General features: G+C 66.2%; 21 protein-coding genes and 2 pseudogenes. 14 read left to right on the top strand and 9 right to left on the bottom strand.

What is annotated here, in order from left to right:
• Window positions 1-39: 39 nt before the first annotated feature.
• Window positions 40-1362 carry an MFS transporter gene (locus tag GTV32_RS11865; protein ID WP_161060489.1) on the bottom strand — a complete coding sequence of 441 codons (1323 nt, stop codon included), beginning with the start codon at window positions 1360-1362 and terminating at the stop codon, window positions 40-42.
• 62 nt (window positions 1363-1424) lie between these two features.
• Window positions 1425-2024: a TIGR03086 family metal-binding protein gene (locus GTV32_RS11860; protein WP_161060488.1), complete on the bottom strand. Its 600-nt coding sequence runs from the start codon at window positions 2022-2024 to the stop codon at window positions 1425-1427.
• An 89-nt stretch (window positions 2025-2113) separates the two neighbouring features.
• Here GTV32_RS11860 and GTV32_RS11855 point away from each other — a divergent pair, with 89 nt between their 5' ends.
• Complete coding sequence (locus tag GTV32_RS11855) at window positions 2114-3070, top strand: YafY family protein (RefSeq protein WP_161060487.1); 957 nt, start codon at window positions 2114-2116, stop codon at window positions 3068-3070.
• A gap of 45 nt (window positions 3071-3115) precedes the next feature.
• Here the strand turns inward: GTV32_RS11855 and GTV32_RS11850 are convergent, their stop codons facing one another.
• From GTV32_RS11850 to GTV32_RS11840, 3 genes are all read right to left on the bottom strand, one after another.
• The gene (locus GTV32_RS11850; RefSeq protein WP_161062481.1) at window positions 3116-4717 is read right to left on the bottom strand and encodes an MDR family MFS transporter; all 1602 of its coding nucleotides are present in this window, start codon (window positions 4715-4717) and stop codon (window positions 3116-3118) included.
• Window positions 4718-4754: 37 nt separating this feature from the next.
• Window positions 4755-5240, bottom strand: a complete 486-nt coding sequence (locus tag GTV32_RS11845; protein WP_161060486.1) for a MarR family winged helix-turn-helix transcriptional regulator — start codon at window positions 5238-5240, stop codon at window positions 4755-4757.
• A gap of 135 nt (window positions 5241-5375) precedes the next feature.
• The gene (locus GTV32_RS11840) at window positions 5376-6068 is read right to left on the bottom strand and encodes a TetR/AcrR family transcriptional regulator (protein WP_161060485.1); all 693 of its coding nucleotides are present in this window, start codon (window positions 6066-6068) and stop codon (window positions 5376-5378) included.
• Window positions 6069-6228: 160 nt separating this feature from the next.
• On the opposite strand from GTV32_RS11840, the gene GTV32_RS11835 reads away from it, so the two are divergent.
• The 4 genes from GTV32_RS11835 to GTV32_RS11820 all read left to right on the top strand — a co-directional run bounded on the left by GTV32_RS11835 (window position 6229) and on the right by GTV32_RS11820 (window position 10063).
• On the top strand, window positions 6229-7452 hold the full coding sequence (locus GTV32_RS11835) for an oxygenase MpaB family protein (RefSeq protein ID WP_161060484.1): 1224 nt from the start codon (window positions 6229-6231) through the stop codon (window positions 7450-7452).
• A gap of 150 nt (window positions 7453-7602) precedes the next feature.
• A complete protein-coding gene (locus GTV32_RS11830; protein ID WP_343287304.1) occupies window positions 7603-8091 on the top strand; it encodes a MaoC/PaaZ C-terminal domain-containing protein in 489 nt (162 codons plus the stop codon).
• 102 nt (window positions 8092-8193) lie between these two features.
• Window positions 8194-9294, top strand: a complete 1101-nt coding sequence (locus GTV32_RS11825; RefSeq protein WP_161060483.1) for an enoyl-CoA hydratase/isomerase family protein — start codon at window positions 8194-8196, stop codon at window positions 9292-9294.
• Window positions 9287-10063: an enoyl-CoA hydratase gene (locus tag GTV32_RS11820; protein WP_161060482.1), complete on the top strand. Its 777-nt coding sequence runs from the start codon at window positions 9287-9289 to the stop codon at window positions 10061-10063. Before GTV32_RS11825 ends, GTV32_RS11820 begins: the two co-directional genes overlap by 8 nt.
• A 7-nt stretch (window positions 10064-10070) precedes the next feature.
• Here the strand turns inward: GTV32_RS11820 and GTV32_RS11815 are convergent.
• A pseudogene (locus GTV32_RS11815) lies at window positions 10071-10253 on the bottom strand (hypothetical protein); the annotation flags it as partial.
• 84 nt (window positions 10254-10337) lie between these two features.
• Between GTV32_RS11815 and GTV32_RS11810 the strand changes: the two are divergent.
• Together GTV32_RS11810 and GTV32_RS11805 are read left to right on the top strand one after the other, a co-directional pair.
• The gene (locus GTV32_RS11810) at window positions 10338-10979 is read left to right on the top strand and encodes a TetR family transcriptional regulator (protein ID WP_161060481.1); all 642 of its coding nucleotides are present in this window, start codon (window positions 10338-10340) and stop codon (window positions 10977-10979) included.
• A gap of 158 nt (window positions 10980-11137) precedes the next feature.
• On the top strand, window positions 11138-12121 hold the full coding sequence (locus GTV32_RS11805; protein ID WP_161062479.1) for an alpha/beta hydrolase family protein: 984 nt from the start codon (window positions 11138-11140) through the stop codon (window positions 12119-12121).
• A gap of 67 nt (window positions 12122-12188) precedes the next feature.
• On the opposite strand, the gene kstR is transcribed toward GTV32_RS11805, so the two are convergent.
• Window positions 12189-12851 carry a cholesterol catabolism transcriptional regulator KstR gene (kstR, locus tag GTV32_RS11800; RefSeq protein WP_161060480.1) on the bottom strand — a complete coding sequence of 221 codons (663 nt, stop codon included), beginning with the start codon at window positions 12849-12851 and terminating at the stop codon, window positions 12189-12191.
• Between the two features lie 121 nt (window positions 12852-12972).
• Here kstR and GTV32_RS11795 point away from each other — a divergent pair, with 121 nt between their 5' ends.
• From GTV32_RS11795 to GTV32_RS11765, 7 genes and pseudogenes are all read left to right on the top strand, one after another.
• Window positions 12973-15156 (top strand): acyl-CoA dehydrogenase family protein, encoded by a 2184-nt coding sequence (locus GTV32_RS11795; protein ID WP_161060479.1) that lies wholly within the window; start codon window positions 12973-12975, stop codon window positions 15154-15156.
• A 118-nt stretch (window positions 15157-15274) separates the two neighbouring features.
• Window positions 15275-16387 carry an acyl-CoA dehydrogenase family protein gene (locus tag GTV32_RS11790; protein ID WP_161060478.1) on the top strand — a complete coding sequence of 371 codons (1113 nt, stop codon included), beginning with the start codon at window positions 15275-15277 and terminating at the stop codon, window positions 16385-16387.
• Window positions 16377-17540: an acyl-CoA dehydrogenase family protein gene (locus GTV32_RS11785; RefSeq protein WP_161060477.1), complete on the top strand. Its 1164-nt coding sequence runs from the start codon at window positions 16377-16379 to the stop codon at window positions 17538-17540. Before GTV32_RS11790 ends, GTV32_RS11785 begins: the two co-directional genes overlap by 11 nt.
• The gene (locus GTV32_RS11780; RefSeq protein WP_161060476.1) at window positions 17537-18553 is read left to right on the top strand and encodes an OB-fold domain-containing protein; all 1017 of its coding nucleotides are present in this window, start codon (window positions 17537-17539) and stop codon (window positions 18551-18553) included. Before GTV32_RS11785 ends, GTV32_RS11780 begins: the two co-directional genes overlap by 4 nt.
• On the top strand, window positions 18550-18975 hold the full coding sequence (locus GTV32_RS11775; protein WP_343287303.1) for a MaoC family dehydratase: 426 nt from the start codon (window positions 18550-18552) through the stop codon (window positions 18973-18975). Before GTV32_RS11780 ends, GTV32_RS11775 begins: the two co-directional genes overlap by 4 nt.
• Window positions 18975-20158: pseudogene (locus GTV32_RS11770) on the top strand (lipid-transfer protein). The gene GTV32_RS11775 and the pseudogene GTV32_RS11770 overlap by 1 nt, the downstream one beginning before the upstream one ends.
• 25 nt (window positions 20159-20183) lie before the next feature.
• The gene (locus tag GTV32_RS11765; RefSeq protein WP_161060475.1) at window positions 20184-21827 is read left to right on the top strand and encodes an acyl-CoA synthetase; all 1644 of its coding nucleotides are present in this window, start codon (window positions 20184-20186) and stop codon (window positions 21825-21827) included.
• 103 nt (window positions 21828-21930) lie between these two features.
• On the opposite strand, the gene GTV32_RS11760 is transcribed toward GTV32_RS11765, so the two are convergent.
• The gene (locus tag GTV32_RS11760) at window positions 21931-23202 is read right to left on the bottom strand and encodes an SLC13 family permease (RefSeq protein WP_161060474.1); all 1272 of its coding nucleotides are present in this window, start codon (window positions 23200-23202) and stop codon (window positions 21931-21933) included.
• 17 nt (window positions 23203-23219) lie between these two features.
• Window positions 23220-24911, bottom strand: coding sequence for an MFS transporter (locus GTV32_RS11755; protein WP_161060473.1), 1692 nt, complete (start codon window positions 24909-24911; stop codon window positions 23220-23222).
• Window positions 24912-25018: the final 107 nt, after the last annotated feature.

Genomic DNA, 25018 nt, shown 5'->3' with positions numbered 1-25018 from the left:
CCGTGTGTCGATCACCCTAGAGGTTTCGTCGTCGATGTCTCAGTGGTTTCCGGTAACCGACTCGGTAGGAGGGTCGGTTGGGGTCATGCGCACGGAGTGTTCCCGGCGATGACGCCACATCAGGACGCCGAGCCCGGCCGCCACGAAACATGCCGCGGCGCCGACGGCCAACCCCACGCGGGGTCCTGCGGATTCACTGATCGCGCCGATCATCGGCCCACCGATCGGGGTGGAGCCCATGAATGCCACCGACCACAGCGACATCACCCTGCCCCGCATCCGGGGGTCGGCGTTGAGTTGCAGCGTTGCGTTTCCCGTGGACATGAACGTCACACTCAGCCACCCGACAAAGAACAGGGCCGCTATCGCCACCGGCAGATTGGGCGCCACCGCGGTGATCGCGATGGTGACCCCGAACCCGGCGGCCGCGATCGTCAGCGGGCGGAGCCCGGTGGTCCCGCGGGCGGCCACGAGGAGACCGCCGACCACCGCGCCGACTCCCATCGCCGAGGTCATGAATCCGAGTGCCTGGGGCCCGCCGTCGAAGGTCTCCTTGGCAGCGGCCGGCAACGACACCTGGAACTCGTAGGCGAGCGTGCCGACCAGAGCCATCATCACCAGCGGAATCCACAGCGCCGGCGAACCGGCCACATACCGTAGCCCCTCCCGGAGCTGCCCTCGGGCGCGGACGATGGGCTCCTCGTGTTCGATCGCCGCGGTGTTCATCACGATCAGGGAGACGACCACCGCGACGAAGCTTCCGGCGTTGACGGCGAAACACCAGCCCGCGCCGACCGCGGCGAGCAGCACACCGGCGACGGCGGGTCCGACGGCGCGGGCGGCGTTGACCATGACCGAGTTCAGCGTCACCGCGTTGCGGATCAACGACTCACCGACGATCTGGTGGATGAAGGCCTGGCGGGCCGGGTTCTCGAATGCGTTGTTGAGTCCGAGGAGCAGGGCGAGCACCGCGACATGCCAGATCTGTACCCACCCCGCGAGGGTCAAGACAGCGAGCACCGCGGCGAGTACACCCATCACCGACTGCAGGATGATCATCAGCCGACGTCGGTCGACTCGGTCAGCGATCACTCCCGCGTACGGGCCGAGCAGCAGGATCGGCAACGCCTGCAGTGCGACGATGACACCCAGGATCGATGCCGACCCGCTGAGCGTGAGTACCAGCCAGGCCTGCGCGGTGGCCTGCATCCAGGTACCGACGAGAGACAGTGCCTGTCCGCCGAAATACAGCCGGTAGTTCGGGTTGGACAGTGAGGCGAACGCGCCGCGAGGGGCAGCGGCGGGGCCTGCGGATGGCCGTGTGCCCGTGTCACACACCTCGGACATACGGTCTTCGGTCATCGTCCTCCATCGTATGCCGCGCGGTCAGACGCCCTGCCGTCCGGTCCGTCGGCCGCCCGGCCTCACACGGCCGTCCCCACCCACCTCGTCGCATCCCGTCCCGTCCAGTTGGCGAGTCGCTCGGTCGGTCCGGCCTCTGGCCGAGGTTCGACGACAGGGCCGAACGGGACCTCGGCATCACCGCGGATCGCCGCCGGGATGAACTGCTGCGCGACGGCCAGCACGGGTTCCACGGATGAGCCATCGGCCTCGGCGGGTTGCCCGGTGGCGACTGCGAGGTCCCAGCCGTGCACAAAGGTCTCGCTGACATAGCCCCAGAGGGCGGCGGCACCGGGGACCTCACCCCAGGGCACCCGGACCATGGCCCCGAGTGTGGCGTCGTCGGACCACAGGTCCAGGGCACGTGTGACAACCGCGGCGTAGCCCTCCGCATCGTGAGAGTCCGCGATCCGCGGCACCGCGAACGCGTCACCACCCTCCGCCAGGACGACGGCGCGTTGTGCGCTCGCCGTCAGGTGTGCCGCAAGGGTGCGGACATCGAAGTCGTCGCACGGTGTCGGGGAGTCGAGTTGATCGTCGGTGACAGCGGTGAGCAGGTTGATCACCCAGGTGGTGGCGGCCGCGTAGGCGGGTCGCGGATCGGCGGGCTGGTTCTCGGTCATGATCGTTCCTTTGTCGATGGGCTGGTGACGCCCAGTCAAACGCACAAACATGACATCTTCTGTCATGTTTTAGGAGGAAGATCTTCGGTGTGCGTGCCGAACGTCTGATCGCAGTACTCATGCTCCTGAAGAAGCACGGCCGGATGACCGCGGCGGCGATCGCTGCCGAGCTTGGGGTCTCCGAGCGCACCGTGTTGCGCGACATCGACTCGCTGTCGTTGTCGGGCGTACCGGTGTACGCCGAGCGCGGGCGTGGCGGTGGGTTCACGCTGTTGCCCGGGTACCGCACCGATCTCACCGGACTGACGGTCGACGAGGCGACGTCACTGCTCGCCGGGAGCGGGCGCATGGCGACGCCGGCTTTCGCCAGTGCCATGCGGAAGGTCGCCGCGGCCGTGCCGGATGCCTACCGGGACCGCGCGGTGCGCGCAGCGCAGCGGGTGTTGGTCAGGCCGGAGGGATTTGTCCGCGCTCCTCAGGAGTTGGACTCGTTGAGTCAGGTTGCGCAGGCGGTCTTCGACGGGCGGCGGATGCGCATGACGTATCGGCGTCCGGGCGTCGAACCGCGCGAGCGGGTGGTGGACCCGATAGGACTCATCGTGGCCGGCGACACCTGGTACCTGGTTGCGAATTCGCGAGGCGCAGAACGAATGTACCGGGTGTCGCGTATGAGCGACGTCGAGGTCCTCGATGAGCGCGCCGACCGGTCCGAGGACGTCGACCTCGATGACATCTGGCAGCGAAGGCGGTCCGAGTTCCGAGCATCCTTCGACGCGGTCGATGTGGTCATCGATTGTGCGGCAGACGATGTCGAGAACCTGGGGCGTCACACGTCGGTGCTCTCTGTCGATGTCCTCGATTCGGAAGGTGGCACGCGGCTGAGTCTTCGGTTCGAGGACCGGCGTCACGCGGTCAGGGCTTTGTGGGCCGCGTGCTACGACAGTGACTGTGAGGTGGTGGATCCGGCGTGGGTGCGCGACGCCCTGGCCGCTCGGGCGACTGCGGTGGCGGGTCGGCATGCCACTCCACGTGAGCGTCGCGGATGACCGCCTCATCAGCGCGTTCGGCGGCCGAGCGCCCGCTCCGATCCTCTAGTGGCGCCGTCCGGCGCCCACCGGAGCGTCGACGATGCGTTCGTCGACGTCGGTGATCCCATCGTCGCTGGCGGTGTAGGTGTCGGTGTCGGACGCCCCCGGTTCGATGTCGATGGTGCGGCGCAACGGCTTGTTCGGCAGGAAAGCGACCGCGATGAGGGTCACGATCGCGACGAAGGCGGCGATCAGGAAGATGCGGCCGGTGGCATCGCCGTAGGCGTGCTGCACGACCTCTCGCACGGGTGTGGGCAGCGCGTCGAGGTCGAGGTCGCCGCTACCTCCCGAGCCGGCCGGAATGCCCAACTTGGACAACCCTTCGGACGTCAACTCGCCGACCCTGGTGGCCAATATGGAGCCCAGCACGGACACGCCGACAGCCCCACCGAACGTGCGGAAGAATGCGACGCTGCTCGATGCGGCGCCGATGTCCTTGACGCTCACCGTGTTCTGCACCGCGAGCACCACGTTCTGCATCAGCATGCCCAGGCCGAGGCCCAGGACGAGGATGTAGGTGGAGATGAGCCACAGGCTCGTCGCGTGATCGATGGTGGCGAGCAGTCCGAACCCGATCACGATCAGCACGCCGCCGGTCACCACGAATCGCTTCCAATTTCCCGTGCGAGCGATCAACTGACCAGAGCCGACGGAGGCGGTCAGCAAACCGACCACCATCGGGATGGTGAGGATGCCCGCCATGGTGGGCGAGAAGTCACGCGCGGTCTGGAAGTACTGGGCGAGGAAGGTTGTCGCGCCGAACATGCCGACGCCCACCGCGATCGACGCGATGATGGCCAGCCCGGTCGTCCGCTCGGTGACGATGCGCAGCGGGATGATGGGGGCCTTCGCGTTGGCCTCGATCCAGATGGTTGCGGCCAGGAGCAGGACACCGGCACCCACATACAGAGCCGATTCGGCCGACAACCAGTCGTAGTATCCGGCCTTGCCGGCGAAGGAGACCCAGATGAGCAGGATCGACACACCGGCGGTGAGGGTGATGGCCCCGAACCAGTCGATGGACACATTGTCCTGACGTACGGTCGGCAGTTTGAGGGTCTTCTGTAGGAGGATCAACGCGATGACTGCCAGTGGCACGCAGACGAAGAAGCACCAGCGCCAACCGAGCGGGCTGTCGGCGATGAGGCCACCGACGATCGGACCGCCCGACATCGCGACGGCCATGACCGCACCCATGTATCCGGAGTAGCGACCCCGCTCACGTGGCGAGACGATGCTGCCGATGATGGCCACCACCAGTGCGGTCAATCCGCCCATCCCGAGTCCCTGAATGACACGGGCAGTCAGCAAGACCGGAACGCTGTGGGCGAACCCGGCGACCACTGAGCCCGCCACAAAGATGACGATGGCCGTCTGGACTAGCACCTTCTTGTTGAACAGGTCGGCCAACTTGCCCCAGATCGGCGTCGAGGCGGCATTGGCCAGCAGGGCCGATGTGATGACCCATGCGTAGGCCGTCTGCGAACCCTTGAGATCGCCGATGATCGTGGGCAGTGCGGTGGCGACGATTGTCGAACTCAACAGAGCAGTGAACAGTGCGGCCAGCAGACCCGTCATCGCCTCGAGGATCTGGCGGTGGGTCATCACGCCGGCCTCGGGCGCCGTCGGCGCGATGGTGGTCTCAGACATTGACCGGGTCACTTTCTCTTGATGGTGGCTTCTGTTGTTGCGCATGTCGGTGCAGCGAGTGGCGCAACTTCGTGATCGTCTCGACCGCCGCTGTCACCTCGGCCCCGTCCCAGTCGGCGAGCGCGTTCTCGAGGGTCCGTGCACGTGAGCGGTGCGCCCGCTCGAGCAGTTCGTGTCCTTCGTCGGTCAGTTCGATCAACGATGCGCGACCGTCGGTCTGGTCGGGTCGCCGAACGACGTAACCCGCAGCCACCAGCTCGGAGATGTGTCTGCTCAGCCCGGATGGCGTGATCGACAACTCGCCGGCCAACGCCACCTGCCTGCAGGGCTGGCAGCCGCTCAATGCCACCAGGACGATCAGTGCGCCGGGCAACAGCCCGCGTGATTCCTCGGTCGGCGACAGTGCGCCACGGATGGCATGCCCCATCAGATAGAACTCTTCGAGCAGGCAGCCGATGGCTTGTGGGCGGCCGGACATGTTGCGCACCTCGATCCGCACCAGTTAGTTGAACTGTGCAACCATAACAGCAAAGGTTGCGTTGCTCAACTAAGTGATGTGTGCGAGTGGTCAGGTCGACGCGCCGAGTAGGCGGCCGGGGACTGCAGGGAGTTGCTACGTGTGGTCGCCGACAGGCGGTTGCAGCATCGGAACCAAGAACTGCCGCGCGATGGCGGCGAGCTGCTCGTCATCGCCGAGGTCGATGATCTGGCTCGGCACGGTGAGGAACGATGCCGAGATGCGCACCATCATCTCGGCCGCCATCTCGGTGTCGAGGTCGGCGGAGACGGTGCCCGCCTGTTGTTCGCTACGAAGCTGCCCGGCGACGAATCCGCGCACGGTGGCCAGCAGACTGCCATTGTCGCCGATTCCGATGATCGAGCCGATCAGCAAGGAAGGTTCGGTTTCGAGGAGCCCGCCGATGAGGGGATTGTCGGAGATGGCGCGCAGTGAGCTGACGAAGCCGGCCACCACGCGGTCGCCGACGGTGTCGGCCCCGGCGATGTCGTCGAGGAACCGGGCGAAGTAGCGGCGGAACTCGCGGATCACCACCTGCTCGACCAGCGTGTCCTTCGTGTCGAACTTCCGATAGATGGTGATCCGGGTGACCCCGGCCCGACGCGCGACCTCTTCCAACGACGATCGCTGAATTCCCATGCGGCAGAACTGGTCATATGCGGCGTCGAGAATCCGGGTCCGTGTCGGATCGTCACGGTCGCCATCGTCCTCGTCCTGCGAGATCAACCCGATGTAGGCGCGTTCGAGGAGCGATTTGGAGGGCGCCGCCGCCGGCGGACGTGGTTGCACGAATTCCCTCCTCTATGGCCGCATTTGCCGGTCAGCGTATCGATTTGTACCGGCGTCCCGCCCCTTGTGATGCGGACCACAGCCATGGTATCAATGTTACAGAGTTACAGTCACTGTTACATCGCGTCATCGAGTCGGGCGTTGAACGGGAGTAGAGCGAATGGAAGATCTGAACAGGCGAACGCTGCTGAAAACCGGGGGTACGTTGGGGGCTCTCGGTGCCGCGGCGGTTGTCGCTCCGGCGACACCGTGGACATGGTCCCCGGCGAACTCGGTTCCGGGGGTCGGTAGCGGGATGGATCCCAAGGGCGTGTGGGACCCGGAAGCCGACGCGGTGGTCGCCGCGCTGCTGGATCGCGGTGAGGTTCCGAAGGTGAACAAGTTGCTGCGGTCGTGGACGAAGAACGGACAGCCGCTGCCGGCCGGCCTGCCCGGGGAACTGCGGGACTTCATGGAACACGCCCGGCAGTTGCCATCGTGGACCGATCGCGAGAAGCTCGCGACCGCAGTGCGTTTCAACCAGAAGCGCGGCACGTATCTCGGTGTGCTGTACGGCTTTGCGAGCGGCATGATGAGCACCGTCATCCCCAAGGAGGCGCGAGCCGTCTACTACTCCAAGGGCGGTGCGGATATGAAGGACCGCATCACGAAGACGGCCAAGCTCGGTTACGACATCGGTTCTCTCAACGCCTATCAGCCTGACGGCGAGATGATCGTGACCTGCGTCAAGACGCGGATGGCGCATGCGGCCGTCCGTCATCTTCTCCCTCAGTCGCCACACTGGGTGCATTCGGCGCCGGAGAAGAAGCCGATCAGCCAGGCCGACATCATGGTCACCTGGCACAGTCTGCCGACCACGGTATGGCGCAACCTGCAGAAATGGAATGTGCCCATCGCACCCGACGAGTCGGAGGGCTTCCTGCACTCGTGGCAGGTCAGCGCGCACATGCTCGGTGTGGAAGATCAGTACATTCCGAAGTCATGGAACGCTGCCGATTCGCAGGCGAAGCAGGTGTTGGACCCGATCCTGGCGCCCACACCTGAGGGCAAGAAACTCGCCGACATCCTGCTCGGCCTCGGGTTCAATCTCGACCTCTCCCTGCTCTCGAGGGGTGTGCTGGGGGCGTTGACCAGATTCATGCTCGGGGACAAGATCGCCGACTGGCTCGACATCCCCAGGGAGCCGGTGTGGAGTCCGCTGCTGGAAACCGCGTGGGGGCCGTATGTCGCGGTTCGCGAGGGCGCGCTCAACGTCGGTGTGCCCAAGGAGGCCTACTGGCTCTTCGACGAATTCCTGCGACAGTTCGTGCTGTTCTACATGTCCGAACTGCGCATGCCGATCAACATCGAGATCCCGGTGATCAACAACCCGAAGTACGGCTGAGCGGATCGACGATCAGGCGGCCGCCGGCAACCTCCACGAGTGATGGGAGGTCGCCGACTGCCGCGTGTCGATGAGCCTGCCTGTCGGTGACGCGGCGGGGCAGGAGCGCTGACCGCTGGACGTCGTTCGCCCGTCGCTACCCTGACGATCGTGAAAGACACCTCCGACGTGAATGATGCCCCTGATGTGAAAGTCGGCTCCGGACTCACCTACGCAGACGATCTGCAGATCGGTGAGCGATACCCGCTCGGCACCCACACGATCACCGAGGCGGAGGTCGTCGAATACGCCACCGCGTGGGACCCCCAGGGTTTCCACATCGACAAAGAAATCGCCGACGCCGGCGCATACGGCGGCATCATCGCGAGCGGGATACACACGCTGGCCATCTACCAGCGCTTGGCAGTCTCGGGCGTGTTCGGGAATTGGAGTGTGATCGCCGGTAAGAGCCTGACCGACGTGCGGTTCCTGCGGCCGGTCCGGCCGGGTGACACTCTCACCGGTTCGATCACGGTCGACGACGTCGCTTTTGACGACCGCGGGCGGGCGCTCGTGACCACGTCGGCCCGGCTGGCCAATCAACGTGCCGAGGAGGTGCTGAGCCTCGTGGTCGAGGCTTTCGTCCGGGCGCGACCATGAACCTCGTCGCACTCCGAACGCAGACGTCCACCTGCGCTGTACTCCCTTACTAGGATATGCAAGTATCTGTGGGGATATCCGACGACGTTCGAGGAGTAGGCGATGGTGGATGAACCATCGGTGCTGTCCACGGTGGACGGCCGACTGGCGACACTGACACTGAACCGGCCCAAATCGATCAACGCCCTCGACCATCCGATGGTCACGGTGATGGACGAGTTGTTGCGCGGTTGGGCGGGGGACGACGACGTCGCGGCCGTGGTGCTCGTCGGTGCGGGCGAGCGTGGTCTGTGTGCGGGTGGCGACATCGTCGCGATCCACCGTGACGCAGCGGCTCTCAGCGGTGACCCGGTCGCCGATGACGCCGCGGCCGCAGCGTGCGCATCCGCGGAGTTCTGGCGTGACGAGTACCGACTCAACGCCGACATCGCGCGCTACCCGAAGCCGTATGTGGCGATCATGGACGGCATCGTGATGGGTGGGGGCGTCGGCATCTCCGCTCACGCGAACACCCGGATCGTCACCGACCGCACGCGTCTTGCCATGCCCGAGGTGGGGATCGGGTTCGTTCCGGACGTCGGAGGGACGCACCTGCTCGCACGGGTCCCCGACAATCTCGGCATCTACGCCGGGCTGACCGCGAGTCACCTGTCGGGTGCCGATGCGATCGCGCTCGGCCTCGCCGACCACTTCGTGCCCGCCGACGACCTGGACGCGTTCCGGGCCGCCATCGAGGGGACGTCAGTGGCGGAGGCGCTCGCGAAATATGCGCAGCAACCGCCTGCCTCGAAGGTCGACGCACAGCGCACCTGGATTCGGGACGCATTCGCCGCCGACACCGTTGCCGAGATCATCGAGCGATGCCGCGCGGTCGGTACCGAAGACGCCGACAAGGTGGCTGCATCGATCGCGGCGAAGAGCCCGCTCGCGCTGGCCGTGACGCTGCGATCACTGCGTGACGAGAAGCCGACCCTGAGCGAGACCCTCGTCCGCGAGTACCGCGTCTCGCTGCGCAGCCTGCTCAATCCCGACATGGCCGAGGGTATCCGCGCCCAGGTGATCGACAAGGATCGCTCACCGTCGTGGCGTCATCCCGATCACTCTGCGGTGACCGCAGCGGAGGTCGACGAGTTCTTCGCGCCGCTACCGGGCGAGCTGGAATTGACCATCAACCCGGCACCACAGGAGGATTCGAATGTCTGACCTGGAGACAATCGTCGTCGAACAGGACGGTCGAGTAGGCATCATCACGCTCAACCGACCCGAGGCACTGAATGCCCTCAACACCACCCTTATGAACGAGGTGGTCACTGCGGCAACTGATTTCGACCATGATCCCGCCATCGGCGCCATCGTGATCACCGGCTCGGAGCGCGCCTTCGCAGCCGGCGCCGACATCAAGGAGATGTCGTCCAAGTCCTACAGCGACGTGGTGACGGAATCCTTCTTCGGCGCCTGGGACGAGCTTTCGCGCCTGCGCACGCCGATTGTCGCGGCAGTCACGGGTTACGCGCTCGGAGGAGGCTGCGAACTCGCGATGCTCTGCGACATCCTGATCGCGGGGGACAACGCAGTCTTCGGGCAGCCGGAGATCAATCTCGGCGTCATCCCGGGAATCGGTGGGTCGCAACGACTCACGCGCGCCGTCGGCAAGGCGAAGGCGATGGACATGATCCTCACGGGCCGCAACATGAAGATCGACGAGGCCGATCGGCTCGGACTGGTGTCGCGGGTGGTCGCGGCGGAGGATTGTCTCGGCACCGCGAAAGAGGTCGCGGCAACCATCGCTTCCAAGTCGTTCATCGCTGCGTCGCTGGCGAAGGACGCCGTCAACCGGGCATTCGAATCGGGTCTCGCCGAGGGCGTCCGGGCCGAGCGGGCGTTGTTCTACTCGACGTTTGCCACCGATGACCAGACCGAAGGTATGGCTGCCTTCGTCGAGAAGCGCGACCCGATGTTCACGCACAGCTGAGGTGCTTTCACCCCTCGAAGATCCGGCGCAGCGCCGGAGTCACCTGATGGTGGCCGGCGACCGGGTCGCAACGTCCGTGTGCGAGTAGGGCAAGGTCGCGCCCGAGGTCGACCTCATGCTCACCCGAGACGTCGAGCAGGACATCGAGCCGTGGCGGTGTCGTGGCGATATCGCGTGGGTCCGGACCGGCGATGCGGAAGCCCATGTCACACCGTGCCATAACACCGGGGTGTCGATTGCGATGTTGGTGCACCGACGGTGAGACGATGGTCGGATGAGCCATGAGGTGACGTCAGAGGGCGCAGGGGATTCCTCGGATGTCGAGGTCGATCGGGGTGGGCGCCCGGCGAGTACCAGTCCGCGCGAACTCGCCGCGGCCGCGCAGCGCCTGTTCCTGCGTGACGGGTTCGAACAGACGACGGTGGAAGACATTGCGGCCGCGGTCGGCGTCAGCCGTCGGACATTCTTCCGGTACTTCGCGACCAAGGCCGACGTGGTGTGGGTGGAGTCGGACGCCGAACTCGACCATTTCCGCGCGATGATCGCGGAGTCGGCGCCGTCGATGAATCCGGTCGACGTGGTCGAGGGCGCCTTCATCGCGGCGATCGACCACGGTCTCGCGGAGGACGAGTGGGCCCGGCATCGAGCGGAATTGATCCTGCGGGCAGCGGCGGTCCAGGCGCAGGCCGGTGCCGTCTATCGGCGATGGCGTACCGTCATCGCCGATTTCGTCGCGGAACGTACCGGGGGCCGGCCCGATGACGAGTATCCGTTGGCCGTCGCGTATGCCGCCATGGCCGCGTCGTCGGCGGGCCATGAGCGGTGGTTGGCCGACCCCTCCGCCCGGCTGGCCGAGAGTCTCCGGCCGATGTTCGCCCTCATGGTTCCGCGTGGCCCGGACGTCACAACTGACTAACAAGCCTGCTCGAGGACTTGGGACGACGATCGCCCGACAGCTAGCATCTGTGACAGATGTGACTTTTGTGGCTGAAGGGAATAGTGGTGGACACACGACGGGGTCCTCGATGGGGTGCGTGGATCGGCGCCGTGGCCACGGTCGCCGTCGCGCTCACGATGGGCTCGGCGGCCGCGTCCGCCGCGCCCGTGCCCGACCCCGCCGTGTCCCGGATCGAAACGGTCATCCACGACACCAAGCAGCAGGTCACCGCCATCGTGTATTCGGCGTCGATGCGTCGCATGATCCCGATCACGGTCCTGCGTCCGCGCGACACGAGTAAGCCTCGCCCGACCTTCTACCTGCTCAACGGAGCGGGCGGGGGTGAGGACTCCGCGACCTGGGCGGCCAAGACCGACTACGTGAAATTCTTCGCGGACAAGAACGTCAACGTCGTGACACCGATCGGTGGCGCCTTCTCGTATTACACCGATTGGCAGCGCGACGATCCGGTCCTGGGGCGCAACAAATGGCAGACGTTCCTCGCCAAGGAACTGCCGCCCCTGATCGACAAGGAATTCGGCACGACGAAGGTCAACGCGATCGCCGGTATCTCGATGGCCGGCACCTCGGTGCTGAACCTCGCGATCGCCGCGCCACGCCTCTATCGTTCGGTCGCCGCGTACAGCGGCTGCGCGCGGACCAGTGACCCATTGGGGCAGGCCTACATTCGCATGGTCGTCGCCGACCGCGGACAAGCGAATCTGGACAACATGTGGGGACCGGTCGGTGGGCCGGGCTGGCGGGAGAACGATCCATACCTCAACGCCGCCAAGCTGCGCAGCACCAAGGTGTACATGACTGCCGGCACCGGTCTGCCCGGACCATATGACCGCCCCGAAGCACGTCTGGTGCAAGGCAATCCGCTGACCTTGGCCAACCAGGTGGTCCTCGGCGGTGTCATCGAGGCCGCGGTCAACTCCTGCACCCAGCAGATGGCTGCGCGACTGCGGGGGCTTCGCGTCCCGATGACGACGATCTCGCGCCCCACCGGCACGCACTCCTGGGAGTACTGGGAGTCGGACCTGCGGCGTACCTGGCCGATGATCTCCGCCGACCTGAATCGCACAGCGGCCCCGGTCCAGAAGCCGGCGCCCGCATAGCCCGTGCCCGATCGACGGTGTGGTCGATGGGTTCGTCGGTGGCGGCGGGCGCGGCCACCCGGGGGAACTAGTCCGCGCGGTCCTTGAGGAGGAGGCGGACGGTCAACTCGAGACGGTTGGTGACGTCGGTCGCCGAAGCGCGACGGGTCAGCCACTGCACGAGATTCGACATCCAGACGTCGGAGAGCACGCGGGCGATCGCCAGATCGTCTTCGCCCGGCTCACCGCTGCCGACCATTGCGCCCGCGAGCAGGCGATCGATGATGCCCGCAACCTGATCGACCTCGGCTGTCGCCGATGCGTCGGCGAACATGAACGCCCTCGTCATGGCCTCGGTGAGCAGCGGGTCGCGCTGCATCGCGTACGTGATCATGTCGAGGACATGCCGTAGACGTTCGACGGCGGTGTCGCCGCGCAGCTGCGACCGGTCGACGCGTGCCTCGACCCGCTCGAACTCCCGCGCCAGGGCCGTCACCAGCAGATGGACCTTCGACGGGAAGTACCGGTAGAGCGTCCCGACGGCGACGTCGGCTTTGTCGGCGACGGTCCGCATCTGGACGGCGTCATAGCCGCCCTTGGATGCCAGCGCCAGCGTGGCGTCGAGGATCCGCCGGCGTCGCTCGCGCTGAGCCGACGAGCCGGTTTCGGTTCCTCCCGACGCAGTGCCGGCCGTCGGGGCGGAGGTTGCCGCCGTGTCGACGGAGGCGCTTGCCGGTGCAGAACGTGCCATGTGGTCGAAGACATCCTCACGTGTTTCGGTTCTTGAAGGGCGCCTACCGGTTGGCAACCACCCATGGCATATTAGAACAGGTTCTAATTGCCCGTCACAACCTGACATACAGAGGAATAGCGTGACAATCGCCACGTCAAGCGAACAGATCGCCGTCTGTGACGCGATCGCAACCTGGGCGCAGGGTGTCCAGACCACCGAACTGGTCCGCGCCGATATCGACAAACCGGCGGACCAATGGACCGGGCTGCTCGCCCAACTCGCCGAATTCGGCGTGTTCGCGGCAGCGCTGCCCGAGGAACACGGGGGTTTCGGCGCCACCTTCACCGACGTCGCCGCGATGGTCGAGCAGTGCGGCCGCAGCCTCGTGCCGGGGCCGATCGGTCCGATCGTCGCAGCGGCTCTCGGTCTCTCCCGCAGCACCGACGACCGGGCCGCGGGATTGCTCGCCCGGCTCGCGGCGGGCGAGGTGTCCGCGGCCGCCCCGGTGAGCGCCTTCGCGGGCGCCGACGCCCCGGCACTCCGCGACGGAGCGGTCGACCTCGGATCGGTGCCCGGCTATGTCGACGGCTGCGCTCTGCTGATCCCGTTGCGGGGCGCCGACGACGGTCTCGAATGGCGGATTCTCCCGCCTGGCGTCGGCGTGTTCGACGTGACGCCCCAGGCGCCGGTCAGCGGTACCGAGTCGGTGTCACGGGTACGCGTCACCTCGGTCGAACCGTCGAACCTCATCGCCCTCGACGGCCCGGATCTCGTGGCGGGTGTCCTCTCCGCGACTCTCGCCGCCTATCAGAGCGGGGTCGCCCGATGGTCGCTCGACACCGCGGTCGACTACGCGAAGGTCCGCACCCAGTTCGGTGCGCCGATCGGTTCGTTCCAGGCCATCAAACACATCTGCGCAGACATGCTCTGCCGGAGTGAAGAACTCACCGCGGTCGCGTGGGACCTCGCGCGCGCTGTCGACGACGTGCTCGGTGGCGTGGAACCCGAAAGCGCGCAGGCTCAACTCGCGATGAGCCGGTGCGCTGCCGACACGATCGTCGCCGACGCCGCGGTCGCCAACGCCAAGGACTGCGTCCAGGTGCTCGGCGGCATCGGCTTCACTTTTGAGCACGACGCCCACCTCTACCTGCGTTCGGCCATGGGTGCGCGGGCACTCCTCGGCCAGGCCGCCCGCGCTCGTCGTGAGCTGGGACGCCTCGGTCTGCAGGGCGCGCGTCGGGGGTTCGAGATCGACCTGTCCTCGGTCGAGCAGCAGCGTCCTGAAGTGCGCGAAGCGGTTGCGTCGATCAAGGCCGCCGATCCGGGTCGGCAACGTCAGGTGATGGCGGAATCGGGCTATCTCATGCCCCACTGGCCCAAGCCGTATGGCCTGTCGGCCGAGCCGGCACTGCAACTGCTCATCGACGGAGAGTTCGACCGGGCTGGTGTGGTCCGTCCGGATCTGGTGATCGGCGCGTGGGCCATCCCGACGATCCTCGAACACGGCACCGATGCTCAGCGTGACCGATTCGTCGGACCGACACTCGCCGGCGACATCGTCTGGTGCCAGTTGTTCAGCGAACCCGAGGCCGGATCGGATCTCGCCGCCCTGCGGACGAAGGCCACCCGGGTCGACGGCGGCTGGCGGCTGCAGGGGCAGAAGATCTGGACCTCTCAGGCGCACAACGCCACCTGGGGTGTCTGCCTGGCGCGGACAGATCCGGACGCACCTAAGCACAAGGGCATCACATACTTCCTGGTCGACATGGCGTCCGCGGGTATCGACATCAGACCGCTGCGAGAACTCACCGGCCGCGCCAACTTCAACGAGGTCTTCCTCGACGACGTGTTCGTACCCGACGACTGCGTGGTCGGGGAGATCAACGGTGGATGGCGGTTGGCCCGAACCACTCTCGCCAACGAGCGGGTGGCCATGGGCGGATCGGGACTGGGCAAAGAGATGGACGCCCTGCTGCGACAGGTCGTCGGCATGAGCCGGGCGCTCGAGCCCGACGAGATGGCGACGCTCGGTGGCCTGGTCGCAGAGGCTCACGTCGGTCAGGTGATCGATGCCCGCGCGGTCACCCAGCGGTTGGCCGGTCACGATCCCGGTGCGCTGTCGAGTGTGCGAAAGCTGCTTGGCGTCCACCACCGGCAGGGGGTTCCGGAGTTCGCTCTTGACCTACTCGGCACAGACGCCGTGGTGGCCGGGGACGCTTCCGACGTGTTCCTCCAGAACCGGTGCCTGTCGATCGCCGGCGGGACGACGCAGATCCTGCGGACCGCGGCCGCGGAACGAATTCTCGGTTTGCCCCGCGGGTGACCCCGGAAATTCTCCGGATTCGGCATCGAATTGGCAGATGAGGGCCGGTAGCGGACACAACATCGAACCCGTCTGATACAACTAGAACAGGTTCTAATTGTCGCAAGGAGGCAGTGGGGTGGACTTTGCCCTCGACGACACGGCGGTCGCGGTACGCGATGCCGCCGCGGAGGTTTTTGCCCGGCACCAGCCGGACTGGGAGACCAAGTTCGGTCAGCGGGGTTTCGGCGCCGAGGTGACGGGCGCGTTCGACGACGTTCTCTGGCGTTCGATCACCGACGCCGGCCTGATGGCGCTACCGCTCCCGGCAGAGTTCGACGGTGACGACGTCGCCGTGATCGATCTGCTGCCGTTGTTGCGGAAGATGGGGGAGTCCGCGGCGGTGACGCCCGCGCTCGGAACTCTCACGTCGGCGCTCACACTGGGGCACGCGTCGGAGGCCTCCCGCGCCGCGTGGGCACCGACGTTGCAGGGGGCGGCGTGGCACGCGGTGGCGATCGGCGAGCAGGGTGACACCCTGACGCAGACGCCGCGCACCACGATCCGTGACGGACGGCTCACCGGTACCAAGACCGGGGTGCTGCATGCCGACGGTGCGACGGCGCTGGTGGTCTCGACCGACGGCGGTGTCGTGATGGTGGCCGCCGACAAGCCCGGCGTCACCATCACCCGTACCCCGACGTCGAGCGGTTGGGGTGAGTACACGGTGCGTTTCGACGGTGTCGAGATCGCCGAATCCGATGTCCTGACCTCTGATGTCGCGGTGCTGCGCGATCGCTACCGGTTGGTGTTGTCGGCCTACGCCGACGGATTGATGGCCGGCGCGACCCGGCTCACCGCCGATCACGTCACCGGGCGTGACCAGTTCGGCAAGCCGATCGCGCTCTTCCAAGCGGTGGGTCAGCAACTTGCGGACATCTATGTGATCGAGCGGTCGATGGACCTCGCGACCACTGCCGCGGCATGGCGGATGTCCGAAGGGCTCGACGCCACACAGGATCTCGGGATCGCGTGCTATTGGCTCGCGGCAGAGATCCCGGCGACCATGCGCACCATGACCCACCTGCACGGCGGGATCGGCGTGGACGTCACCTACCCCCTGCACCGCTACTTCTCCATCGCCAAGGATCTCGCCCGGCTGATCGGCGGTGCCGATGCCCGTCTGGACGAGGTGGCCGACGACTCGGATGCGCGGCTCGATTCGAAAGCGCAGGCAGCACATGTTCATTGATCTCACGACGGAGCAGAAGGCATTACGTGCCGAACTTCGTGAGTATTTCGCGAACCTGGTCGGCCCCGCCGATGCGGAGGCGATGCTCGTCGAGCGACACGGCGAGACGTACCGCAAGGTGATCCGACAGATGGGCAAAGACGGTTGGCTCGGAGTCGGCTGGCCGAAAGAGTACGGCGGCAAGGGGTTCGGTGAGATCGAGCAGCAGATCTTCACCAACGAGGCGATTCGTGCCGATGTGCCGCTGCCCGCGGTGACGCTGCAGACGGTGGGACCCACGCTGCAGGTGCACGGGACACCGGAACTCAAGGACAAGTTCCTGCCCGACATCCTCGCGGGTGAGGTGCATTTCGCGATCGGGTACACCGAGCCCGAGGCGGGCACCGACCTCGCGTCGCTGACCACGAGCGCGGTGCTCGACGGGGATCACTATGTGGTGAACGGACAGAAGATCTTCACCACCGGCGCGCACGACGCCGACTACATCTGGCTGGCTGTCCGGACCGACAAGGAAGCCCCCAAGCACAAGGGCATCTCGATCCTGATCGTCGACACCAAGGACCCAGGGTTCAGTTGGACGCCGATCATCACCGCCGACGGTGCGCATCACGTGAATGCGACGTATTACAACGATGTGCGTGTCCCGGTGTCGATGCGTGTCGGCGACGAGGGCGGCGGATGGAAACTGATCACGACGCAGCTCAATCACGAGCGGGTCATGCTCGGCCCGGCCGGGCGGATCGACGGACTCGCGGCCCGCATCAGGGACTGGTCTCGGCAGCCCGGGTCCGACGGCACAGTGATCGCGAAGCATCCCGATGTGCGGCGCGCGCTCGCCGAGATCGAGGCTTACGCACGGATCAACGAACTGCTCAACTGGCAGGTTGCCTCCACCGGAGAGGCGATCTCGATGGCCGATGCCGCAGCGACCAAGGTGTTCGCCACCGAACGACTGCAGCACATCGGACGCCTGATCAACGAGATCGTCGGTCGCTATGGCGATTTCACAGATCCAGAGACCGCGGCGCTGGTCGAATGGCTGGACGTTCAGCAGAAACGCAACGTGGTGATCACCTTCGGCGGCGGTGTCAACGAGGTGATGCGCGACATGATCGCGACGTCCGGACTGGGATTGCCGAGGGCCAAGCGATGAGCGCGCCGAACTCGGTGAGCGCCGAAGACATCCGCACCCGGGCCGACGCCATCAAGGCGGACGGTCGCAGCGCCCCCGTCACCGGACGCGATCCGATCAATCAGCCGATGATCAACAACTGGGTCGAGGCGATGGGGGACGAGAATCCCATCTACGTCGACGAATCGTCGGCGCGTGCGGCCGGCCATCCGGGCGTTGTCGCTCCGCCGGCAATGGCCCAGGTCTGGACGATGCGTGGCCTGCACGGTCAGCGCACCACCGATGACCCGTTGGGCCGCGCCAGTGAACTGTTCGACGACGCGGGGTACACCTCGGTCGTCGCGACCAACTGCGACACCGTTTATCACCGTTACACCAAACCGGGCGAAGAGGTCAGCCTGTCGGCAGAGCTCGTCGATGTGGTGGGCCCCAAGAACACCGCACTCGGCGAGGGATGGTTCTTCACCACCCGCAACGTGTGGTCGGTGGGCGACGAGGTGGTCGCCGAGATGTCGTTCCGCATCCTGAAGTTCCGCCCACCGTCGGCAGAGACGGAGGCAGATGTCTCGGCCGCCGTGCCCGACGACCTCGATCCGACTCGCATGCTCAAGCCGAGCGCCTCCCGGGACACCGCATTCTTCTGGGATGGGGTCGCGCAGCACGAGTTGCGCGTGCAGAAGGTGGCCGACGGGTCGCTGCGACATCCGCCCATTCCGGCCACGTGGAAACCGCGCCGACCGGACGGGGTCGTCCCGGAGACGGATTACGTGGTCGCGACGGGTCGCGGGACCGTCTACAGCTACGTGGTCCATCACGCGCCCAAGGTCCCCGGACGCCAACTGCCCTTTGTGGTGGCCCTCGTCGAACTCGACGAAGGGGTGCGCATGCTGGGCGAACTCCGCGGCATCGCGCCCGACGAGGTGCGGGTCGGGTTGCCGGTCGAGGCGATCTACCTCGACTTCCCGGCCGACGCGGGCGCGGACGCGTGGACCCTGTACGCATTCACACCCGTCGACGAGGAGGGGAAGCCGTGACGGCTCTTGCGCCGCAACCGGTGCGCGTGGCAGACACGCTGCCGCCACTTAAGATCGAGGCCACGCCGACGTTCGTCGTCGCGACCGCCCTGGCCACCCGCGACTTCCAGGACGTGCATCACGACCGTGATCTGGCGCAGGCCAAGGGTTCCAAGGACATCTTTGTCAACATCCTCACCGACACGGGTCTGGTGGAACGCTTTGTCACGGACTGGGCGGGCCCGACCGCCCGGATTCGGTCGATCTCGTTGAAACTCGGCGTGCCGTGGTACGCCTACGACTCGGTCACCTTCGCCGGCGAGGTCACCGACGTCACCGACGGCGTGATCACCGTCGCGGTCACCGGGACCAATTCCCTGGGCAAGCACGTGATCTCGACGGTCACGCTCACCCACGGACAGACCACGGAAGGAAGGGCGTGATGGCCGGGCTCTCCGGACAGGCCGCGATCGCGGGCATCGGCGCCACCGAGTTCTCCAAGGATTCCGGGCGCAGCGAACTACGTCTGGCCGCCGAGGCGGTTTCCGCCGCGGTTGCCGACGCCGGGTTGACGCCCGCCGATGTCGACGGCCTGGTCTCGTTCACGATGGACACCAACGCGGAGATCGCGGTCGCCAGGTCGGTGGGCATCAAGGAGATGACCTACTTCTCCCGTATCCACTATGGGGGCGGGGCGGCATGCGCCACAGTGCAGCAGGCCGCGATGGCCGTTGCGACCGGCGTTGCCGACGTGGTGGTCGCCTACCGGGCCTTCAACGAACGGTCCGGCCTCCGATTCGGCCAGGTCAACAGCGCCGTCGCGAATCAGGAGAATTCGTCGGGGACAGACAACGCGTTCTCCTATCCGCACGGGTTGTCCACGCCTGCGGCGTTCGTAGCCATGGTCGCCCAGCGCTACATGCACGAATACGGCGCGACCAGTGAGGATTTCGGACGGATCGCAGTGGTCGACCGCAAGCATGCCGCGGTCAACCCCAACGCGTTCTTCCACGGCAAGCCGATCACGCTGGAAGACCACCAATCGTCCCGCTACATCGCCGAGCCGCTGCACCTGCTCGACTGCTGCCAGGAATCCGACGGTGGGGTGGCGATCGTGGTGGTGTCGGCCGAGCGTGCTCGCGACCTTCCCCAGGTACCTGCGGTGATCTCCGCGGCGGCCGCCGGTAGCGCCGACGACCAGTTCATCATGTCGAGCTATTACCGGGACGATCTCGCCGGGCTTCCGGAGATGGGGCTGGTCGGCCGTCAGTTGTGGAAGCAGTCCGGGCTCGGCCCGTCCGACATGGACATGGCCATCCTGTACGACCACTTCACCCCCTACACCCTGATGCAACTCGAAGAGCTGGGGTTCTGCGGGCGTGGAGAGGCAAAGGATTTCGTGCGTCGCCCCGGCGCACTCGAGGTCGGCGGCGAGCTCCCCTGAACACACATGGGGGACAACTCGGTGAGGCCTACATCCATGGGATGAACGGGATCGCCGAGGCGGTCCGGCAGATACGTGGCGATTCGGTCAACCAGGTCGAGAATGCCGACAATGTCGTGGTCACCGCGGGTACAGGGGTCCCCACCAGCGGTCTGGTGCTCACGCGGTCTCAGGTCAACTAGGCGAGTTCAGCAAAGGGAGAAAGACATGAAGTTCAATCTGGCCGACGTGTTCGAAACGGTCGCCGATTCGGTGCCCGAGCGCATCGCGTTGAGCTACCAGGGGCGGCAGATCGACTACGCCGAACTCGACGGCCTGGCCAACCAGGTCGCACACCTGTTGTCCGGGGCGGGGATCGGCGCCCACGACAACGTCTCGCTGTTCCTGAAGAACAGTGTCGAGCACGTGACGAGCCTCCTGGGTCTGCTCAAGATCCGTGCCGTACCGGTGAACATCAATTACCGCTACACCAACCCCGAGCTCCAGTACATCTTTGACAACTCGGATTCGCGGGCGATCATCGTCGAGTTGCCGGAGCATCAGCGCAGTGTGGCCGCGCTATTGCCCGAGTTGCCCTCGGTCCGTACCGTTCTGGTGATCGGCGAGGTCGAGAACGAACTCTCCGATGCGGCGGTGGATCTGCCGGGGGACCGGTCGGTGGAGATCGTCTCGTTCGCCGACGCGGAGACCAAGTCCGCCGAGCGCGACTTCGAGGCCCGCAACGGTGAAGAGCTGTACCTCCTCTACACCGGCGGGACGACGGGTTATCCCAAGGGCGTCATGTGGCAGCACGACGACTTCTTCCGCAAGCCGCTGTCGGGAGGTAACCCGTACGGCGAGGCGCGTAAAGACCTGGCCGAGATCGCCACCGCGGTCAAGGATTTCCCGTCGATCGCCTTCCTTCTCGCCGCGCCGCTGATGCACGGTGCCGCGTCGTACTCGCTGTTCACCTTCTTCACCCTCGGTGGTCGGCTCGTCATCGAGCGCGACTTCGATCCGGTCGCGATCGTCTCCACGGTGGAGGCCGAGAAGGTCCAGATCATCCTGATCGTCGGCGACGCGATGGGTATGCCGCTGGTCGAGGAGTTCGAACGCAGGGTCGGAGAGGTCGACCTGTCGTCGCTGTTCTCGGTCACGTCGGGGGGCGCCATCTGGTCGCAGCATGTGCGTGACCGGTTCCTGGCGGTGAAGTCGGACCTGGTGCTGCGCGACAACTTCGGCGCCTCGGAGTCGGGCAACGACGGCGAGATCATGATGGACGAGAACGGAAATCTTCGCGTCCCGCCGACCGATCGGATGATGGTGGTCGACGAGTCGCTCAACAAGATCGAGCCCGGTTCCGGCGATGTCGGCTACATCGCGCGCATCGGCAATGTGCCGCTGGGCTATTACAAGGACGAGGCGAAGACCGCGAAGACCTTCCCGACCTTGCCGGACGGCACGCGGATCTCGATCCTCGGCGACATGGGCACGGTGGAGGCCGACGGCACGATCGTGTTCCTCGGCCGCGGCTCACAGTGCATCAACACCGGCGGCGAGAAGGTGTACGCCGAGGAGGTCGAGGCTGAACTGCACGCTCACCCCGCGGTCGCCGACGCGTTGGTCGTGCCGGTGCCCGACGAGCGTTACGGTCAGCGCGTGGCAGCTGTCATCCAGGTGGCCGACGGTGCGATCGAACCGACCATCGAGGAGATCCAGGAGCACTGCCGGAAGACGCTCGCGCGGTACAAGGTTCCGCGCACCGTGGTGTACGTCGACGAGGTCAAGCGCACCCCGGCGGGCAAGGCCGATTACCGGTGGGCCAAGAACGCCGCCGCCGATGCCAGTGAGACCGCCGCCGCTGCCACGTAGTCGGCCCTTTCGAACACGGCCTATCCGCCGACCGGGCGCAGCCCGAGAGAACGCATCGACAGGTTGCGCACGGTCGGCGGTTTCTTGTGCCCGCTCGGCGGGGTCAGTTGAGCTGCACACTGATCCAGAGCGCGACGACGGCGGCCAGCAGGGTGGGCGGCACCGACAACAGTCCGAGCTGCAGGTAGCGCCGTGACGGCGGCGGTAAGGCCTGGCGATGCATCACGTCGCGCCACAGTAGGGTCGCCAACGATCCGAAGTAGGCGAGGTTCGGCCCGATGTTGACGCCCAGGAGAACGGCGAGCACCAGCGTCGGCTGATGGGCGACCAGCGGTACGAGGAGCAGGGTGGCCGGCAGGTTGTTGAGCAGGTTGGCCAGGACGGCAGCCAACGCCGCGACGGCGAGCAGTGCGAAGAAGCCTGTACCGGAGGGGATCAGCGTGGCCACGGCGTCGCCCAGCGGGCCGTCGCGAACCGGCAGGATGACCACGCCGAGAGCCGCGACGAACGCCAGGAACGGGATGTTGGCTGCCCGGATCAGGCGGACCGTGCCTGCGCGAGGGGTCGACACCAGCGATGGCACGGCCATCAACACGGCGCCCACCGTGGCGACGCCGACCAACGGGATGTCGAGCGGCTCGGCGACCAGGAATCCGATGAGCAGGAGCGCCAGACACGTCAGGGTCCAGCGCGGCGGGCGCGGATCATCGGGCTCTGAGTCGCCGGCGACTTCGGCCGGCGCCGGTCGCACACCGAGGTCTCTTGCGAAGAAGACCCGGAAGATGAAGTATTCCACCAGAATCGCGACCACCCAGGGAGCCGCCATCGTGGCGGTGAAGCCCAGGAAGGTCAGCCCGGTGGCCGAGAAGGCGATGAGGTTGGTCAGGTTCGACACCGGCATCAGCGTCGAGGCACTGTTCGCCAGGTGCGCGCTGGCGTAACCGACCGGCGCGACCCGGGCTCCGATGCGTCGCGCAGTGTCGACGGCGAGCGGTGTCAGCAGGACGACGGTGGCGTCGAGACTGAGTATCGCGGTGACGATCGCCGCTGCCGCGAACACGATGCGCAACAGACGGTTCGGTGAATCCCTGCTCCACCGGGACATCAGCGAACCCACCCACGCGAAGACGCCGGTGCGCGCACACACATCCGCGACGACGAGCATTGCCGCCAGAAACCCGATGGTCGGCGCCATGAAGGCGAGTTCGTCTCGCGCATCCGGCCACCGGGCCGATCCCAGCGTCAACACGAGGACCGCGGCGGGCACCGCGACGACGGCGGGAGACAGGCGGCGCGCGGTCATCGTGAACGCGATGACGGCGATCAGGAGGATGGTCGACAGCACCGCGCCGAACGTGCTGTCGGCCGAGATCATGGGCGAGCCGGCCGCATTCAGCCGCCCGGCCTGGTGTCGACGATCTCCTGGTCGGTGTCATCGTCGAGTTCGTCTGCGGTCTCGAGGCCGGGATCGCCGGTGTGTTCGGCTGACTCCTCGGTGATGCGCAGGGGCGTCAGCCAGAGCAGCAGGAACGAAATGGCGACGATCACGGATCCGAGCACGATGTAGGCCTGGCTCAGCGGGGCCATGAACGCCTCGCGGGCGCCGTCGAGGATGCGGGCGGCCAGTGGCCCCGCCTGTCCGGCGAGCCGGTCGGCGACAGCACTGGCCTCGGCGAGGGATCGGCGCACGGTCTCGGCCACGACGTCGGCCTGGGCGATGAGCGCCTGCCCACCGGCAGTGTCGCCGGCCGCGGTTCGTTGCTGCCCCGCCTCGACCATCTGTTCGCGTGTCGCGTCGGCCACGGGACCTATTCGCGACGACCATCCGGCCGCCACGATGCTTCCCGCCAACGCGATTCCGATGGCCGCACCGACCTCGCGGGCGGTGTCGTTGACGGCGGAACCGATGCCCTGGTTGTCCAACGGGGTGTTGGACATGATCGCGGTGGTCGATGTCGCGTTCGCCAGGCCGATCCCGGTGGAGAAGATGCCGAGAATCCATGCCACCGACAAGTAGTCGTCGTAGTCGATGGCTCCCATGAGAACGATGCCGATCCCGGAGAGCAGGACGCCGCCGCTGATGAAGTACTTCACCGCTTGGAAGCGGACGGCCATCCAGTTGCCGACGAGTGAGAAGATGCCGACGCCCACGACGAACGGCAGCAGCGCCAGGGCGGATTTCAGCGCCGAGTACCCGAAGACCAACTGGAGTTGCTGCAGCAGCAGATAGAACATTCCGAAGGAACCCAGGAACTGAATCGCGACCGAGAGCGACCCCGATGCGAAGGCGCGATTGGTGAACAGTCGGATGTCGAGCAGGGGCGACTCCCGCCGCAACTCGATGATGCAGAACATCCCGACCAACAGGATGCCTCCGACGAGGCAGGCCAGAACGACCGGATCATCCCAACCGCGGTGCGGCGCTTCGAGGAGACCGAACACGATGGCTGTCACGGCCAGCACGGAGGACGTGGTGCCGAGATAGTCGAACGCGCCGGGATTGCGGTCTCGCGAGGTGCCGATGGTGAAGCACAACGCCGCCGATATCACCGACGATGCGGCGAAGGTTATGAAGATCGAGTGCCACGAGAAGAATTCGAGCAGTACGCCGGTCACCAGGAAGCCTGCGATGGCGCCACCACCTGCGACCGCAGCCCAGATGCTGACAGCCATCGCGCGCCGCGACTCCGGCACGCCGGAGGTGATCAACGAGAGGGTGGTCGGCATGATGAGCGCGGCAGCAGCGCCGGCAAGGCAGCGAGTCGCGATCAACTCGGTGGGGCTGCTCACCCAGATGGCGATCAGGGATGCGATGCCGAAGATCACGAGACCGACGATCAGCACGCCGCGTCGACCGAGGCGATCCCCGATGGCCCCTGCCGGCAGCAGTAGCGCCGCCAGGGCCAGTGTGTATCCGTCGACGATCCAGGTCATCTGACCGGCATCGGCGCCCACGTCGATCGAGATGTCCGGTAGTGCCGTGTTCAGCGCGGCCATTGCCGCCACGACCATGCTCACTGCGGCGCAGGCGATGGCGATCAGCCACGCGGCCTGCATGTCGTCTCGACTCATCTTCAGGCGCATCGCTTCACCTCATCAGTTTCCCGGCCGTGGTGTTGCAGTTTCGTAATCGAGACACGCGGTGTCGGCGACATCAACCTGAGCGCAACATGTGACACATTTATCACTGC

The organism is Gordonia sp. SID5947, assembly GCF_009862785.1.
GTDB lineage: Bacteria > Actinomycetota > Actinomycetes > Mycobacteriales > Mycobacteriaceae > Gordonia.
This window is presented reverse-complemented; position numbering and strand designations above follow the sequence as displayed.